General features: G+C 38.9%; 9 protein-coding genes. 2 read left to right on the top strand and 7 right to left on the bottom strand.

Annotation, left to right across the window (positions count from 1 at the left end; all coding sequences use genetic code 11):
* Positions 1–6: 6 nt before the first annotated feature.
* From AB5627_RS04705 to AB5627_RS04695, 3 genes are all read right to left on the bottom strand, one after another.
* Positions 7–1,440 carry an ATP-binding protein gene (locus tag AB5627_RS04705; protein ID WP_022286484.1) on the bottom strand — a complete coding sequence of 478 codons (1,434 nt, stop codon included), beginning with the start codon at positions 1,438–1,440 and terminating at the stop codon, positions 7–9.
* Between the two features lie 311 nt (positions 1,441–1,751).
* Positions 1,752–4,586 (bottom strand): ATP-dependent RecD-like DNA helicase, encoded by a 2,835-nt coding sequence (locus AB5627_RS04700; RefSeq protein ID WP_265290709.1) that lies wholly within the window; start codon positions 4,584–4,586, stop codon positions 1,752–1,754.
* Between the two features lie 6 nt (positions 4,587–4,592).
* A complete protein-coding gene (locus AB5627_RS04695) occupies positions 4,593–6,287 on the bottom strand; it encodes an N-6 DNA methylase (protein WP_265290708.1) in 1,695 nt (564 codons plus the stop codon).
* Positions 6,288–6,548: 261 nt separating this feature from the next.
* On the opposite strand from AB5627_RS04695, the gene AB5627_RS04690 reads away from it, so the two are divergent.
* Positions 6,549–7,898, top strand: coding sequence for a restriction endonuclease subunit S (locus AB5627_RS04690; RefSeq protein ID WP_265290707.1), 1,350 nt, complete (start codon positions 6,549–6,551; stop codon positions 7,896–7,898).
* Here the strand turns inward: AB5627_RS04690 and AB5627_RS04685 are convergent.
* A complete protein-coding gene (locus AB5627_RS04685) occupies positions 7,891–8,457 on the bottom strand; it encodes a restriction endonuclease subunit S (protein WP_265290706.1) in 567 nt (188 codons plus the stop codon). The two genes, AB5627_RS04690 and AB5627_RS04685, sit on opposite strands and share 8 nt — an antisense overlap.
* 119 nt (positions 8,458–8,576) lie before the next feature.
* Here AB5627_RS04685 and AB5627_RS04680 point away from each other — a divergent pair, with 119 nt between their 5' ends.
* Positions 8,577–9,386 (top strand): tyrosine-type recombinase/integrase, encoded by an 810-nt coding sequence (locus AB5627_RS04680; RefSeq protein ID WP_265290705.1) that lies wholly within the window; start codon positions 8,577–8,579, stop codon positions 9,384–9,386.
* Positions 9,387–9,412: 26 nt separating this feature from the next.
* Here AB5627_RS04680 and AB5627_RS04675 read toward each other — a convergent pair whose 3' ends face one another.
* The 3 genes from AB5627_RS04675 to hsdR are packed head-to-tail and all read right to left on the bottom strand — an operon-like array spanning position 9,413 to position 15,701.
* The gene (locus tag AB5627_RS04675; RefSeq protein WP_265290704.1) at positions 9,413–11,014 is read right to left on the bottom strand and encodes a restriction endonuclease subunit S; all 1,602 of its coding nucleotides are present in this window, start codon (positions 11,012–11,014) and stop codon (positions 9,413–9,415) included.
* A complete protein-coding gene (locus AB5627_RS04670; protein ID WP_265290703.1) occupies positions 11,014–12,444 on the bottom strand; it encodes a type I restriction-modification system subunit M in 1,431 nt (476 codons plus the stop codon). The genes AB5627_RS04675 and AB5627_RS04670 overlap by 1 nt, the downstream gene beginning before the upstream one ends.
* Positions 12,441–15,701, bottom strand: coding sequence for a type I restriction-modification system endonuclease (gene hsdR / locus AB5627_RS04665; RefSeq protein WP_265290702.1), 3,261 nt, complete (start codon positions 15,699–15,701; stop codon positions 12,441–12,443). Before hsdR ends, AB5627_RS04670 begins: the two co-directional genes overlap by 4 nt.
* Between the last annotated feature and the right edge of the window lie 5 nt (positions 15,702–15,706).

Genomic DNA, 15,706 nt, shown 5'->3' with positions numbered 1-15,706 from the left:
TTTCCCTTACCTCGCCAAAAACTTCTGATACTTACTCTTAGGCTTCTCAGGTATCGTCATAATAAGCCTGCCGCTTGCTATCATTGGCTTGACGTACCTTTCCATAACGTAAGCGATCGTCATTCTGCCATTGAAAAACTCCGCTATCTCATTCCTGCTTCTCGGCGTTTTACAGAATTCAAGTATCTCAGTTTCAATGTCATCTATCGGCACGCTTTCGGCGGCGCTGTTGTACAACGTCACCTTGAATACGCCTCTGTCGCTCTCAAATTTCGGTGCAGTCAGACCGCTTTGTTCCATTGCATTTATTATCGTAGGTATGCCGCTGTATCTGTTCTCCGTTTCACCGAGTATCTCCATAGCACCCGCTATCTTAGGGTTTCTTGTGTCGGCAGACACTTTCCCCAATCTGTCAAGGGTCATTCTGCCGTAAAGTCCGCCGGGATTTTCTATCTCAAAACGGTCGCTGAACATCTTTATGGTTATAGGCGTTGTGTCCGTGTGGATACTGTAATCTCTGTGGATAATAGCGTTCAGGATAAGCTCTCTGATAGCAATTACAGGATACTCCGTCTTGTCCGTCCGCTTGCCCGTGTTCGGGTCTATGATAGTCGCAGTTTTCATATTTTTGCGCACGAACACCAAAGCATCATTCAGCATCTGCACAAGTGTTCCGTCTATTCGCTGATTGTCTATAAAACGTTCGCCGACGTTTGCCGTACTGCTTATCTCAGTTCCGGGCACAGACACAGCCGTTATGCAAAGCTGCGGAAAAAACGCCTGCGGGTAGTTTGAGAAAAGCATTATTCCGGTCAAAGTCGGTTTGCCCTCATCAGTAAAACCTTGCAAGCGGCATATTTCCTCATTTGAAAGCTCGGCAAGATTAGGCTTTTTGCTTTTCAGCAGGTCAAAATAAAGCTTGAATGTGTTGGTCTGAATGTCCTTTTCAAAGGCTCTTTCGCAAGTTCTCAGCTCGTCGTGAATGCTTTTTTTGAAAGCCTCATAGCTGTAAACCTCATATTCCGTCATAAGTCTGTCAGCGTCGCCCGACCTGACATATGAGCCTTTCAGCCTGCCCACACCGCTGTAAAAGCAGGGTTTGTCAGCATTATCTATCTCCTGTATCTCGGCGGATACGACAGTTTTGCCGTCGATAGATGCAACGGAAAACAGCGGCCTTATCACAGGCGTCATTTCCTGACACTGCGCCTCGACCTTTTTCATAAGGTCAGCGGCATCATAAACTCCGCAGACATTGTACCCGTCATTTTCATCTACGCCGAAAATAATAACGCCTCCGCCCGACTGATTTGAAAAAGAGGACAGCGAATCACGCACCTTAGGGCAACCCTTATTTGCCGCTTTTATCTCTATCTTGTTGCTCTCGCTGCGAACAAGCTGTATTTGTTTCACCATATCTACAAGTTCATTATCAAGCATTTTATCGCCTCCATAATATAATTATACTGATTTTATTAGAATTTGTCAAGATTGAATTCTTATAAAATTGTAATTTGTCTTATAAAAGTCTAATAAAAGCCGTATAAAATGAGGTGATGGCTTATAATTTGATATGGAAGTGCAAAAAAATCACCGATACAGGCACAAAGGCTTGTATCGGTGATTTTCTTTAGCCATTGTTATTAATAGAAAAGCCCGCTTATGTTAAGAACTCTCAAACTTCTGCATGATATTTACTAAGTTTATGTTAAGGACACGTATACATATATTAGAGAGTTAATTATTATACTTTAACTTTGTTTTATTTCGTTTTTTAGAAGTGCTATATCCTTATAATTGTCAATAGGCTTTATTCTATCAAGTATTTTTTGTTCAACAGCTTTCGACCAATATATTTTAAGCCTTTTCTTAGCACGAGTAATTGCTGTATAAAATATACTGTGCGTTATGAGTTCATCTATCTCATCAGTTATAACTATCTTAACAGAATCGTACTCCAAACCTTGGGCCTTATGGATAGAAACCGCATATGCTACCTGGAATGGAATTATTGTCTTGGAAGATATATCGTCATCTTCGTCTGTGCTTTTATTCTTACGCACATCAAATCGAATAATAGAATTGCCGTCACTATTAGTTCCAATAATTTCGAAGCTGCGGTTTTCTATATTTAATTCTATTAGAGGTTTATCAAGTTCTATATCAAATTGAATTGACTCTGTTACTTGTCCCTCATTTAAAATTCTAAAGTCCATGATTTTTGCTTTCATATTATTATGGATGACAGGCGACTCATCCTCTTCACTGTTAAAAAATGAATCAGCCGAATCGTTAAATAAAATAGGATCTCCGACTTTATACCTTTGTATACCACGATATATTTCCTTGCCATTATTGTTTTCTTGCATGAAGTGATTTATGTTATTAACACCATAAAGGCCACCATAATTTAAACAAAGAATAATCTCATTATCTGCAGCCGGAATGAAGATCGAAGTATCCAGATCCGCGGAAAATCCACCTGCTTGCAGTCTATCAAAAACATCGCTGTCAGATTTATCGTCTTTCATTTCTCTAACTTTATCCCACAAGCTTAACAATTGTGCGCTTTCTGTTCTAAATGGATCTTTCAGCTCGCATACTGATGTTTCAGGAATAAAATATTTTACCGCATTAAACCAATTGCCGAAATTAATTGCTTCAATTTGATATATATCCCCCACCAATATCAGTAATTCATATTGCGCAAGCTGCAATAAATCTTTCATATCGCAATTATTTACAGTGCTACTCTCATCTATTATCACAATATCATAATCTCTTTTCATATCTTTAGAATGTGAATTGTTAAATTTAGCAATAGTCATGAATTTACATTTCGACGATGCCGACACTTTTCTTTTGAGATTATTTACGGCGGGATTAGTATTTGCTAAATACAACCTTGAGGAATCCTTAAAATAGCTTGATATATAATTAATTAATGTCGTTTTTCCAGTTCCAGCAGCCCCATATATCAATGCTGCTTTTGAATGTTCAAACATATTTATTAAAGCCATTTTCTTTTCATTAGACACATCACTTCTATCTTGAGTACTGATCCAATGTTTTACAGAATTCGAGTGATTATTTATACCGGAGTTGGTCATATCTTTTATGGTTTTAATTATAGATACGGTGTCATTTCTATAGCTTTCTATAAAAATATAATCATTTTTTATTATCAATTTTCGTGCTTGCTGTTTATCAGTACTATACAATTTACTATTATATATATTCACTAACGATTCAACATTTTTGAAATGTTTATATTTATGGGAAACTCCATCTTCATTTTTTTCTAATGGTGTAAAAAGAATTCCTTTTTGTTCAATATTATTTTTTATATGCCAAGCCAATAGTTCATGTTCACGCCCTGATACATCAAAGCATTTAAAAATATCTGAAATGCTTGGAACATGTTTCCTAAGTGCAGAACAAAACGGCATTTCGTCAAAAGGAATAGACTCATAATGCAAATATAGACCCGATAATTTATAATAACCTGTGTATTCACGCTTCCATTTATGCCAATATCTTTTGTATTGTGCTTTTATTACTCTATTATTCATATGAAATAACAAATATTTTAGAATATTTGCACCAGGACAAAGATTTTTCAAAAGAGATCTACAATGTTTCAGAATGTCAAAGAAGAATGCAGATTTTGAATTCGGAACAATCTGATTGCGTAAATCTATAAAGTCATCATCAGATATATCAAGTATTTCAGATAAATTATCTCCCGTTTTGGTCAAGTACTGCGATAAATTATGTTGTTCCGCTCTTGAAAGTTTAGGGGCTGTTCCGTATACGATTTTAGCAAAATTATTAAATTCGCAAGGACGAATATTTACTTCCCACTTGACAATGATTCTTATAGGCATCGTTTTATCAAAGATTTCAATAGAATTATCAGCTATTGCAAACTTAACAGCATAATAATCGGATAATTCAATATCAGTAAACGCGATTATACGGTCTGTTTTGCTTGCGTTATCATTTGCGGGTATAAATGCTACTTCATAGTAAATCTTATTATTTACAAAGAATGGCTTGATTGATTGAATGTAAAACCGATCAAAACAATAATCATCACCCACAGGAGCACGGCATAAATCAATCTTTTCTGCAATTTTTTCATAGTAGGCTTTATAGCTATAATCTGTCTCAATATGGAATTTTCCAAGGTTATGAAGAACTTTCATAGAATAATTGTCATGAAGAAAATTCCTTATTCTTAATAGATACTCATAATATTTGAGCATTAATCGACTGGCATTTTCCTCTGCTAAAGTGCGATGAGACGAAGACACCTGTAAAAAGCCATGAAAACGAGAAATATGCTTTAACCTTGCTTGACTTTTAGCATACTTTACTGCCTTTTTTATATTCTCTTGATTATCCTCTATGTCGCCGCCGTTAGCATATATCTTCAGCATAATATGTTCAACGAAATGACGAAGTTGTGAAAGAATATCCTGAGAAATCTCGCCAGTTGTATTCATTCCCATATTATCGATATGTCGGCAAATAACCCTGTCGCTGTTTTTTATCTGCTCGTCAATCTGTAAAATTCCACACATATTTGGTCACCCCTTGTTACCGATCACTGTTCTTTTTCTTTCCAATACTTTTTTCATTTTACGTTTCAGTACATCGTATTCATCTAACGCAGCCTGATATTTCAGAGCAATTATTTTTTGCTCTTCAAGTGGTGGCAACGGGATCATAATATTCTTTACTGCTTCTATTGAAATGTTTTTAACTGCTGTGCCGCCTGAAACATAATCTAAGGCGGTTTCACCCGCTGCACTATCAAAAAAAGCTTGGATATAATACGGGTCTGCCTTGTTCTCGTCGATCTCAATAATATAGAGATTTCCTGTTGCAATAACAAAATGATCACTATCACAATTTACAACAGCAGAACGAAATGTAGGAGACGCCATCTTTGAAAGAACAATAGAATTACCGGGTATTACAAATTTATCGAGTTTTTTCGGCAATTCTGTGATATACTGCTGTCCTTCCTCAATATCTATTGAGCCATTTACTACATTTGCAAGAGAAATAAACCTGTACTTTGTTGGGATAATGGACTTGTATGATTCCAACAGTTCTGGTTTTACTTGCGAACCTCTTGAAATACTTTTTATAACCGCTCCAAAGCACACACCATCTTCTACAACAGGCTTGTCAAGATAATGAGATGCTATTAAATTATAGTCATGGTCTCGCATATCCTTCGGTAAAACATCTATCGTATTAACTCCGCCATTATTGATACAGTTAAGGATACTCTGAATATCATTTTCAGAAAGCGTATTCAGTCTTTTGCTTTCTTTGGAAAAGATGTTTTCTGCATTTATTAGTCTGATGGATTTGTTGTTACTACTAAAGACGATCATTGTTGTTGGTATCATAGTTTCGGCAAATAGTGCATGTGGAAGATTTATAACTGCTTCTATATAACCATTCTCAGCAAAATACTGACGCATATACATATCAGGCTTTGCAAATGCTGCTCCATTTGTCATAATTGCAACAGCTTTACCCGAAGCGTTTAACGAACGAATTATCATCGCATTAAATAACCAGTCAGATGAACATCTTGAAATATAGGTGCTCTCAATTCCGAAATGATCCTGCAATGAGCGACGACAATCATCTAAATCTGCGCCCTTGAGAGCAAAAGGATAGTTTGAAAAAATCCTATCATAACTTGTTGGATAATCATATGTCAATGCATTATTTATTACAAAAGAATAGTTATCGCCAAGAAGTGACCCTCTGAGAATGGCAATATCGTTTGCGTTAAAATTTAGTTCTACTCCAGTATATTCACCTACCTTTGTGTTTTGCAAAGCATATACAGGAAAAGTTGCCACTCCCGAACAAATATCAAGTACTTTATCATGTTCATTGGTTTCGAGTATCCCATCTGCCAGCTCCACTAATGAAGTTGGCGTACTCATTTTAAAGTACGAATTATCATAAAGAACTACTTCTTCTAATATGTCTGAATCGAACATGTCAATGTAACTCAAAACGATTTCCCATAAACCGTTCAAATTTCGTGAAAGAATATCTGAAATGTCAGGGGAAATATGTGCAGTTTCTATGAACGTGTCAAGAGTAGCTGTAGATATATTTGTTGTTTTTTCTATTTTACTCAAAACGTAAGCAGTAGAAACAACAGCCCCACCAATGTTCGATATTTTTCCACGATAGGCTTCACCAAGTTTGATTGAAACATCTCTAATCGTATCAATCGTATATTTCAAATTAATCCCTCCAAAATATTTTTAGGTAATTCAAAACCTTGATACAAGTATATCATAGTCTTCTTGTTCTGTCAATGTGTTTATTGGTAATTTATAACCTAAAATATAAATTTGTCGCTTTGCACAATTTGAGCGATGATTCACCTTGCAATATTGTCACTTGGCAACAAATCAAATAACTCATACATTTTCCCTATCAAGAATAAGATACCATAAAATTATTTATATAATTTGCATTATGAGAAGTTCCCTGACGGCACGGTGAAGTGCATTGAAGATGAGATACCGTTTGAGCTGCCGGAGGGGTGGGAGTGGACGAGATTACAGGCTATATGCGAACCAATTACCGACGGTACTCATAAAACTCCGACATACAGCGATGAAGGTTTCATATTCCTATCTTCAAAAAATGTCACCTCTGGACATATTGATTGGGATAATATAATGTATATTCCTGAATCTCTCCATAATGAACTATACGCAAGATTAGCACCACAAAAGAATGACATTCTTCTTGCTAAAAATGGAACAACAGGTGTGGCTGCAATAGTTGATAGAGATTGCATATTCGACATCTATGTTAGCTTGGCTTTACTTAGAATCATAGGATACATAATATCCCCTGAATATTTGCTTTCAACAATAGCAAGTTCAACCATACAAAACTATTTCAATTCATCTCTTAAAGGAATAGGCGTTCCTAATCTTCATTTGGAACACATTCGTACAACCCTGATTCCTGTTGCTCCGATTAACGAGCAGTATCGAATAGCAACTAAATTGGAGCAACTTCTTTCTTTTGCAGACAATATCGAATCCGACAAAACTGATCTCCAAACCACCATACAGCTCACCAAATCCAAAATACTTGATCTCGCCATCAGGGGTAAGCTCGTTAAGCAAAATCCCGATGATGAGCCTGCAAGCGTTCTTCTTGACCGTATCAGAGCCGAGAAAGAGGAGCTTATAAAACAGGGCAAGATCAAGCGTGATAAGAAGGAATCTGTTATCTTTAGAGGTGAGGATAACTCTTATTATGAGAAGATCGGTGATACCGTCACTTGTATTGACGAAGAGTTGCCGTTTGAGCTGCCCGACGGGTGGATATGGTGCAGAGGCTCAAGCTGTTTCTTACCTATGGAGAGTCGAAAGCCGTCAGGTACTTATTTCAAGTACATTGATATTGATTCCATTGATAATAAGCATCAGGCAATCAAAAAAGCCAAGATAACAGAAACAGCAAAAGCTCCCAGCAGAGCAAACAGAGCTGTATTTGACGGCAGTATTCTGTTTTCTCTTGTAAGACCATATCTTAAAAACATAGCTTTGGTGGATAGTAATAATGCAGACAGTATAGTTTCAACAGGTTTCTATATAGCTACATCAAATGGGACGTTTATACCGAAATACCTCTATATACTAATGATTTCTGCTTATGTAGTAAACGGCTTGAATCAGTTTATGAAAGGCGATAACTCTCCGTCTATAAGCAAGGATAATATTGAGAAGTGGCTATATCCTGTTCCGCCGCTTGCAGAGCAAGAAAAGATCGCCGATATCGTTCAAAAATACATCAGAATACTTGAAGATATAGAAAAGAGCCTCAGCTGAGGCTCTTTTCTATATTGGTCATGATTTCAACTGCTGCTGTGATAATCTCAATGATACGTTCCTGTTCTGCATAAGGCGGTAGAGCCACTATCAGGTTCTTCAATGTCAATGGCTTTAGCTCCTTTTGATTGGTTGAGCCTTCACCGAGCTTTTCAAGTTCCTGCTGATATGCTTTCAAGAAAAAGTATAAATATTCAGCACTTATCTCATTATTGGCTCTTATAACAGTAACATGAGAATCAGGCACGACAGACTTACCACGCCTATTATCAGTTTTCCTATAAATGCCGACTCTGCCGAGTGTTCCTGTACCTGTTGAGTTTATAACAGTATCCTTATCCTGCATATATTCATCATTAGGATACTTCACAAGCGTTGATTCATCAAGATACAGGGCTAACTCCATATTGATACCATCATACTTGGTATTGCATTTCTGAGCGAACACAAGTGTATCACTGCTTTCAGCGTATTTAGGAGATTTTCCACGCTTTATTTCCTTTTGACAGCACGTTTGAAGTCGTATCCACGCCCACCCGTCGGGCAGCTCAAACGGCAATTCCTCGTCAATGCAAGTGATGGTATCGCCGATCTTCTCATAATAAGAGACAAAGACACATCTGTTATAATAGTAAGTGCAGGGAATTTCGCACCAAAATTATAACGGAGGTGTCTTTATTGAAGGACAAAAACAAATTTGAAGCATTTCTTAAACGCAGTAATCTTTCAGAAAACACGATCGATGTTTATCTATGGACGGTAAGGTATTTTGAAGAACATTATGACGGTATTACAAAAGAATATCTTCTTGCCTACAAAGGTTATCTTATGGAGAATTTTAAGCCTAAAACAGTCAATCTTCGTATTCAGGCTATGAATAAGTATCTCGTGTATCTTGGCAAAGAATCGCTTCGCATTAAGGCGGTCAAGGTTCAGCAGAAAAACTTTCTTGAAAATGTAATCAGCAATGCGGATTATAAATTTCTGAAAAAGTCACTAAAAAAGGACGGTATCATGGAGTGGTATTTTGTTGTATGGTATCTTTGTGCTACCGGTGCAAGAGTGAGCGAGTTGATTCGTATTAAGATTGAACACGTTGAAACGGGTTACTTTGATCTCTATTCTAAAGGCGGTAAGCTTCGCAGATTGTATATTCCCAAAAAGCTTCGTAATGAAACTCTTGAATGGCTCAAAACTCAGGAGCGTACATCGGGCTACTTGTTTCTGAATCGCTTTGGCGAGCGTATCACTGCAAGAGGTATCTCCCAACAACTCAAAAACTACGCTGAGAAGTATGGGCTTGATAAAAAGGTCGTATATCCGCACTCGTTCCGTCACCGCTACGCAAAGAACTTTTTGGAGAAGTATAATGACATTGCTCTGCTTGCCGATCTTATGGGGCATGAGAGCATTGAGACTACCCGTATCTATCTTCGTAAGACCGCAAGCGAACAACAGGCTATCGTGGATAAGATCATTACATGGTAAAAGAATAGCCGTCCTCGGCTGATATATCAATTCACATTATCCGCTATGGAATCAAGCAGGGAGAATAGCTGGCTAACCTTGTCGGCTATTCTCTTTTGTTCGTTCACAGGTGGAACAATCAGCACCGCTTTCCTTCCGTCAAGTGTACCGAGTCTCGGCATTTTCACCCCATATGAGCAATGATTTGCATATCGCAGAAATGTAGGGGACATTAAGTAGTATTTTGCATATTCAGGTAAAATATATTTGTTGAAGTCAAGTGGCAATATCTCAGATGTACAGTATCCGTCATCATCAACAAGAACAACCTTATTCAGATAAGGACGGAGTTTGCTGTATAATACCTGTCCTTTGTGGAATGAGTGCTTTGTGCTTGCTGAATTTCTTTCTTTTAGTGTTAACTTTTGCGATACTTTCCCCGTATCCTTTTCAATATCTTCTAAGTCCAAAATCCACGCTGTTTTGGGAATATCTTTTGTATCTACATTCGTACAGTTACCATAATCACATACTTCTCCAAGACAGCATATGCCCCAACTATATGGAATATCGTTAATTCTCCAATCGTCAAGTGTTTCAATAAGATTACCCATCCTAAGATAATAAGAGTTATCCTCACCTCTAAAGATAACAGATTCTTTCTTATCACGCTTGATTTTACCCTGTTTGATAAGTTCTTCTTTCTCTGCTCTGATACGTTCAAGGAGTACGCTTGCAGGTTCATCATCGGGATTCTGCGGAACGAGCTTGCCCCTGATAGCGAGATCAAGGATTTTGGATTTGGTGAGCTGTATGGTGGTTTGGAGATCAGTTTTGTCGGATTCAATGAAATCTACAATAGAGAGTAACTCTTTAATCTTAGCTATAATTCTTTCTTGCTCCGTTAATGTCGGCAATGGGACAAGCATTTGCTTCAATTCTGTTTTATTGAATTTAGGCATAGCTGTTCCAGCTGTCAACCGTTGTAAGTAATCTTGTCCAACGAATGATCTAAACACATATTCAAAAAAATCTGATGTAGTATTATAATGGAATTTAAGTATAATAGAGTTTGGAGCGAGAGACATTGGAAAATCAAAATAAGGAATTTTAAATACTTTACCTATGGAAGCACCGATATTACTTAACATCAGTTCTCCACCATACAATCGGGACTTATCTAAGAAATCATAGCTTTCCTTATCAATATAAGAAAGGTCTTTTTCAAAATTATTTGCAAAATCAACTGTCCGTACAAATAAAGCATAGTTCTTTTCTTTGTATGTTCTAACGTTTGCCTTTAAGGTAGCAAAACTGCCATTAGCAACATAATCGGTAACAAGTGTGGTTAATATATCTAACCTCGTCCACTCCCACCCCTCTGGCAGCTCAAACGGTATCTCATCTTCAATGCACTTCACCGTGCCGTCAGGGAACTTCTCATAATGCAAATTATCATCACCGAGGAATATAACAGTATCGTTCTTTATTTCCTTAGCTTTCAGCTTGCCATCCTTGACCATCTGCTGTTTTTCGGCTCTGATACGCTCCAACAGCACAGAAGCAGGCTCATCGTTCGGATTTTGCGGAACGAGCTTGCCCCTGATCGCAAGGTCAAGAATTTTTTGTCTTAATGCTTTTGTATCCATTATTCATCTACCTCGCCGATAAGACTTTCAAGCTGTGCAACGGCACTTGCGATATTCTCCGATTTGGTTTTTATCGTTTCAAGAAGCTCCGTCAGCGTATAGTCATCGCTTGTATTCACAGACTTAATCCAGCTTATATCAAGGCTTGTCTTATCTCGCTCTAAAATATCGTCGTATGAATATCTGCGCCATCTGCCGTTCGGGTTTTCCTCGCTCCATGTTTCCTGTCTTGCGGAAATATCCTCAGCGTGATAACACTCCACAAATTCATCGAAGTGGCTTTCTTTCAGCGGATTGGTCTTGCCGAAGGACGGCATTTCGGAACGGAGATCGTATATCCATACTTCTTTAGTATTGCCCTTATCGGCAGTACCTCTCGTGAAGAAAAGCACATTGGTCTTTACGCCCTGGGCATAGAAAATGCCAGTAGGCAGACGCAGGATCGTGTGCAGATTGCATTTCTCCATAAGGTCACGGCGTATCTTTTCACCGTCACCGTCTGCAAAAAGCACGTTATCAGGCAGAACGACGGCAGCACGGGCATGACCTGATTGATTTAGGCTTCTGTAAATGTGCTGTAAGAAGTTGAGCTGTTTATTGCTTGTGGGGAAAGTAAGGTCATCACGGGTAGCACGTTCACCGCCTTTTTTCGTACCAAAAGGTGGATTCGTCAGTACAACGTCATAGCCCTTCATCTGCTTTCCGTAATTTGAGAGAGTATCTCCCAAGTAGATCGCACCACCAATATCATGAAGCATTGCGTTCATAAGTGCAAGCCTATGGGTATCGTGAACAAGTTCACAGCCTGTAAATGCCTGTGTACGTTGGAATTCCTGCTCATCGACCGACAGATCAAACAGATCATCGGTATGTTCCTTGACGTAGTGGTCGGCAGCGATCATAAATCCGAAAGTACCGCAGGCAGGATCGTTACAGCGTTCACCGGCTTGCGGAGCGATCAGCCTTGTCATTACATTGATAAGCACACGGGGTGTGAAATACTGTCCTGCTCCCGACTTCTTTTCGGTAGCATTCTTCTCCAACAGTCCTTCATAAAGGTTGCCCAAGCCTTCTTCCTTTGCACTGTACCAGTCAAACTGGTCAATAGTGGTGATGATTTTTTCAAGGTTTTTAGGCTCATCAATGTTAGTCTGTGCGCCCTGATAAATCTCACGCACACGACCTTGACAGTTCTCTCCGAGATGTTCCAAAAGCTCCTTGTAGAACTTCTTCAGCTCAATACCTTGCTTTGAAAGCAGCTTATCCCAGCGATATTCTTCGGGGATAGCCTTTTCGGTATCGGTTTCCTTACACATCTTCAAAAATAGTATATAGGTAAGCTCCGTAACATACTGCTGATAGGTGATACCATCATCACGCAGTACGTTGCACAAATTCCAAAGTTTCGCAACAATTTCCTGATTATTCAAGCTACGATTCCTCCATCGTCATATAAGTATTGGTTCAGTTCCATAATAACTTCATGGAGCTGTCCCTCAAATCGGCGATCAATGCCTTTGAATCCGCCGTTATTCTTGAAAGCACCCTGTTCAAACATCTGCTCATCAAGTACAGCTTCTTCAAGCATGACCTTTTCTATACGTTTCAGCCAGTCAAGCTGAACCTTGTTAAACTTGTGGTTCTGTCTCAGCTTCGCAAAGGCATTTTTAACTCTTGTTTCATGGCTTATCAGCGCTGAGCCGATAGCCTGCTGCCGAACAAATGCGATAATATCCGCAACAATATCTTCGTTTGTCATTTCATTCCAAGCTGTGTTGAGCTGCTTTTCCGTGAAATCATGACGGTCAAGCTCTATTTTCAGCTCTTTGAGAGTAGCCCTTGTCAGCTCAGAGGGGCGAGTGCATACGATTTTGAGTGCATTTATCTCACTAAGGTTCTCCACAACAAACTTCCTGAATGCTTCAATATAGTCTTCGGGTTTGCTTGCCTTGCCGTAACCTCTTTCATGTGATATGACCTCATCATCATGATCGTCTATTACAACGGGACGCTTTCTATGTGTTCTGTCTTTATCAAGCACAGCAAATGCCTCCGAGCATTCCAAAACTCTCTTTGTGGAGTCGGCAACTTTGCCATCGTTCAGCTCTTTTGAAAAAGCATTAAGGTCTTTACCGCCTGTCAGGTATATGAACTGCTCCAGAGCCTTTGCACTGATCTTTCGGCTTTTCCTTTGCAGTTTGGCAATAATCAGACTAAGCTGATATGCCTGTTTGTCCTTCTCAACAACTCTCAAACCGTTAAGCAAGTCCTCAAAGGTAGTCTGGGGGTTTGGTGTAACAGGCTTCATATTGCTTACAGGCTCTAAGGTTTCATAGACACCTACGGGATCATAGATCTCAAAGTGGTCTTTGTCTATCTTGCTACACAATCTCGTAGCTCTGCCGAGCATCTGCTCAAACAGGATACGGGACTTGATACGGCGCATAAATACAAGATTAACGATCTCAGGCACATCAATACCTGTTGTCAGCAAGTCAACAGTAACTGCTATTTTCGGATAGGCTTCGTTCTTGAATTGCCGTATTGCTTCAAGTATCTTCTTTTTGTTGCCACCCTCAATACTTCCGGTGATTTTCTTTACAACATCATTATCAATGCCATATTTCGAATAAATATCTTTGAGTATCGTTACAATAAGGTCAGCATGTTCATCATTAACAGCATAGATAAGCGTTTTGCCCTCACCGTCAGGATTGAAGTCCATAGCGATTTCATTAAATACGGCTAAATTGAACTTTTCAGTAATTACGTCCTTATTGAATTTATCTATTTCAAACTTCATATCATCCTCAAGCTCATCGCTGTTGAGAACTTCGCCCGTGTTCGGATCGTAGATAGCGAGCGTTTCGCCCTTTTTGTATTCAATGCCGTTATCACGGAGCTTGGTGTGAATATCGTGCGGAGCATCGTGATCGACAAGATAACCGTCAATGACAGCTTCTCTGTAAGAGTATGTAAACACGGGCTTTCCGAATATCTCTGTTGTATGCAGAGCAGGGGTAGCCGTCAAAGCGACCTTGACAGCATCGAAATACTCTATAACAGTACGATATTTGCTGATATAATCTTCCTGATTACGATACAGCATTTCATCATCGCTAAGTTCTTTGTCGAGTGTATAGCCCCTATGAGCTTCATCAATAACGATCAGATCATAATCAGAAACGGAAGGCATTGTATCATCGTCACTGTAAATTATACGTTTTACAAGGCTTTGCACCGTAGCTATATGTATTTTTGTTTCCTTATCTATTTCTTTTTCATCAAGCCCTTTAATGTTGTATATCTCATCAAGGGTCATTAAGTCTTCTATCTTGACTTCTTTAAATACATCAGCCGCCTGCTCGCCGAGTGCTGTTCTATCAACAAGGAAAAGGATACGCTTAAAACGATTGCTTTTGATAAAACGGTATATCATTCCGAGAATAGTTCTTGTTTTTCCGGTTCCCGTAGCCATGGAAAGCAATGCTGTTTTCTTTCCTTCAACGATAGCGTTTTCGGCTGCTTCAATAGCTCTTATCTGGTATTCACGCAGATTCAGTCCGTCAGGATCACGTAATAGATCAAACGGGGTATTCTGCAGTACCTGATTTGCTGCAGCAATATCTTTATCGAGCATTTCTATAAGTCCATCAGGACTAAACCAACCTTGCAGCGCTTTAGGCGTATTTGCACCGTCACGCAGATCAAGAAACCATATTCCAGATTTTTGTTCTATCTGTTTGAGATACTTTCTGCCATTAGTAGCAAAAACGAATGGGACTTTATAGCCGTTCCAATCATTGATAACATACTGGTCATGCTCAGATTTTATCATACGGGCGTAATCCTTGCACTGATAATCGATAACAGATGGGATATCTACACTTATTTTCTTTGCTTCAATAATAGCGACAAGTTTAAGTCCTACAAACAAAGCATAGTCTGCATAGCCGCCACTAGTTACCGTAGAATCAGTTGGAAATTCAGCAATAGCAATATTACGTCCTTTTTGCGGTCTTGTTCCTTTGGAATATCGGAGATCGTTTGTATCAACTTCCCAACCATATTTTCTAAGCTGGTCGTCAATAATAATGCGTGTTTCGGCTTCGGAAAGCTCCATTGCCTCTGTAACTTCTGCCGATTTGTCGGCTCTGTCCTTTGCAGACGAACCCTCCGTAGCTGTTATAACAGGTTCAGCTTTAGCAGCGTTTGCGAGCTGTTCCTCTAAGTCCTTTATAATGCTTTCATAATCAGGGACAGGCTTATTTTCCGGCATAACAAAATCAGGTGCTTGGAAGTTGTAGTCACCATAGACCTCCATGAACCATACAGCAAGCCTGAATGCCATTCTAAGCAAGGATTTTGCGGTATCAACAGAATCTTCGTATTTATGAACGGCATCATTACGCTTCATCCTGAGAGAATAAAGTATATCATCAATTCTGCCGCCACGATCTATAAGCCCTTCACGTTTCAGGATTTTTATTCTATTAGCGTGGGTATTATCATAATCAGGCTCATCAAGCCCTTCATTTGCAAATATCTCCTGTACAAGACGTTCAGCAAACATTCCGAGTTTATAAATACAAGCATTAGGATCATTATATAGATAACTCTCAGCAGTTTTTCCGATTTTCGCAAGAGCTTTCCAATATCTGCCTAGAAAATCAAAATTAGATGTCATGTTGA

It is taken from the genome of Ruminococcus sp. RTP21198st1_G1_RTP21198_201120 (assembly GCF_040924265.1).
In the GTDB taxonomy this organism is placed as follows: Bacteria; Bacillota; Clostridia; order Oscillospirales; family Ruminococcaceae; genus Hominimerdicola; species Hominimerdicola aceti.
Note: the sequence above shows the minus strand (reverse complement) of the source record. Positions and strands in the feature narration are given on the sequence as shown.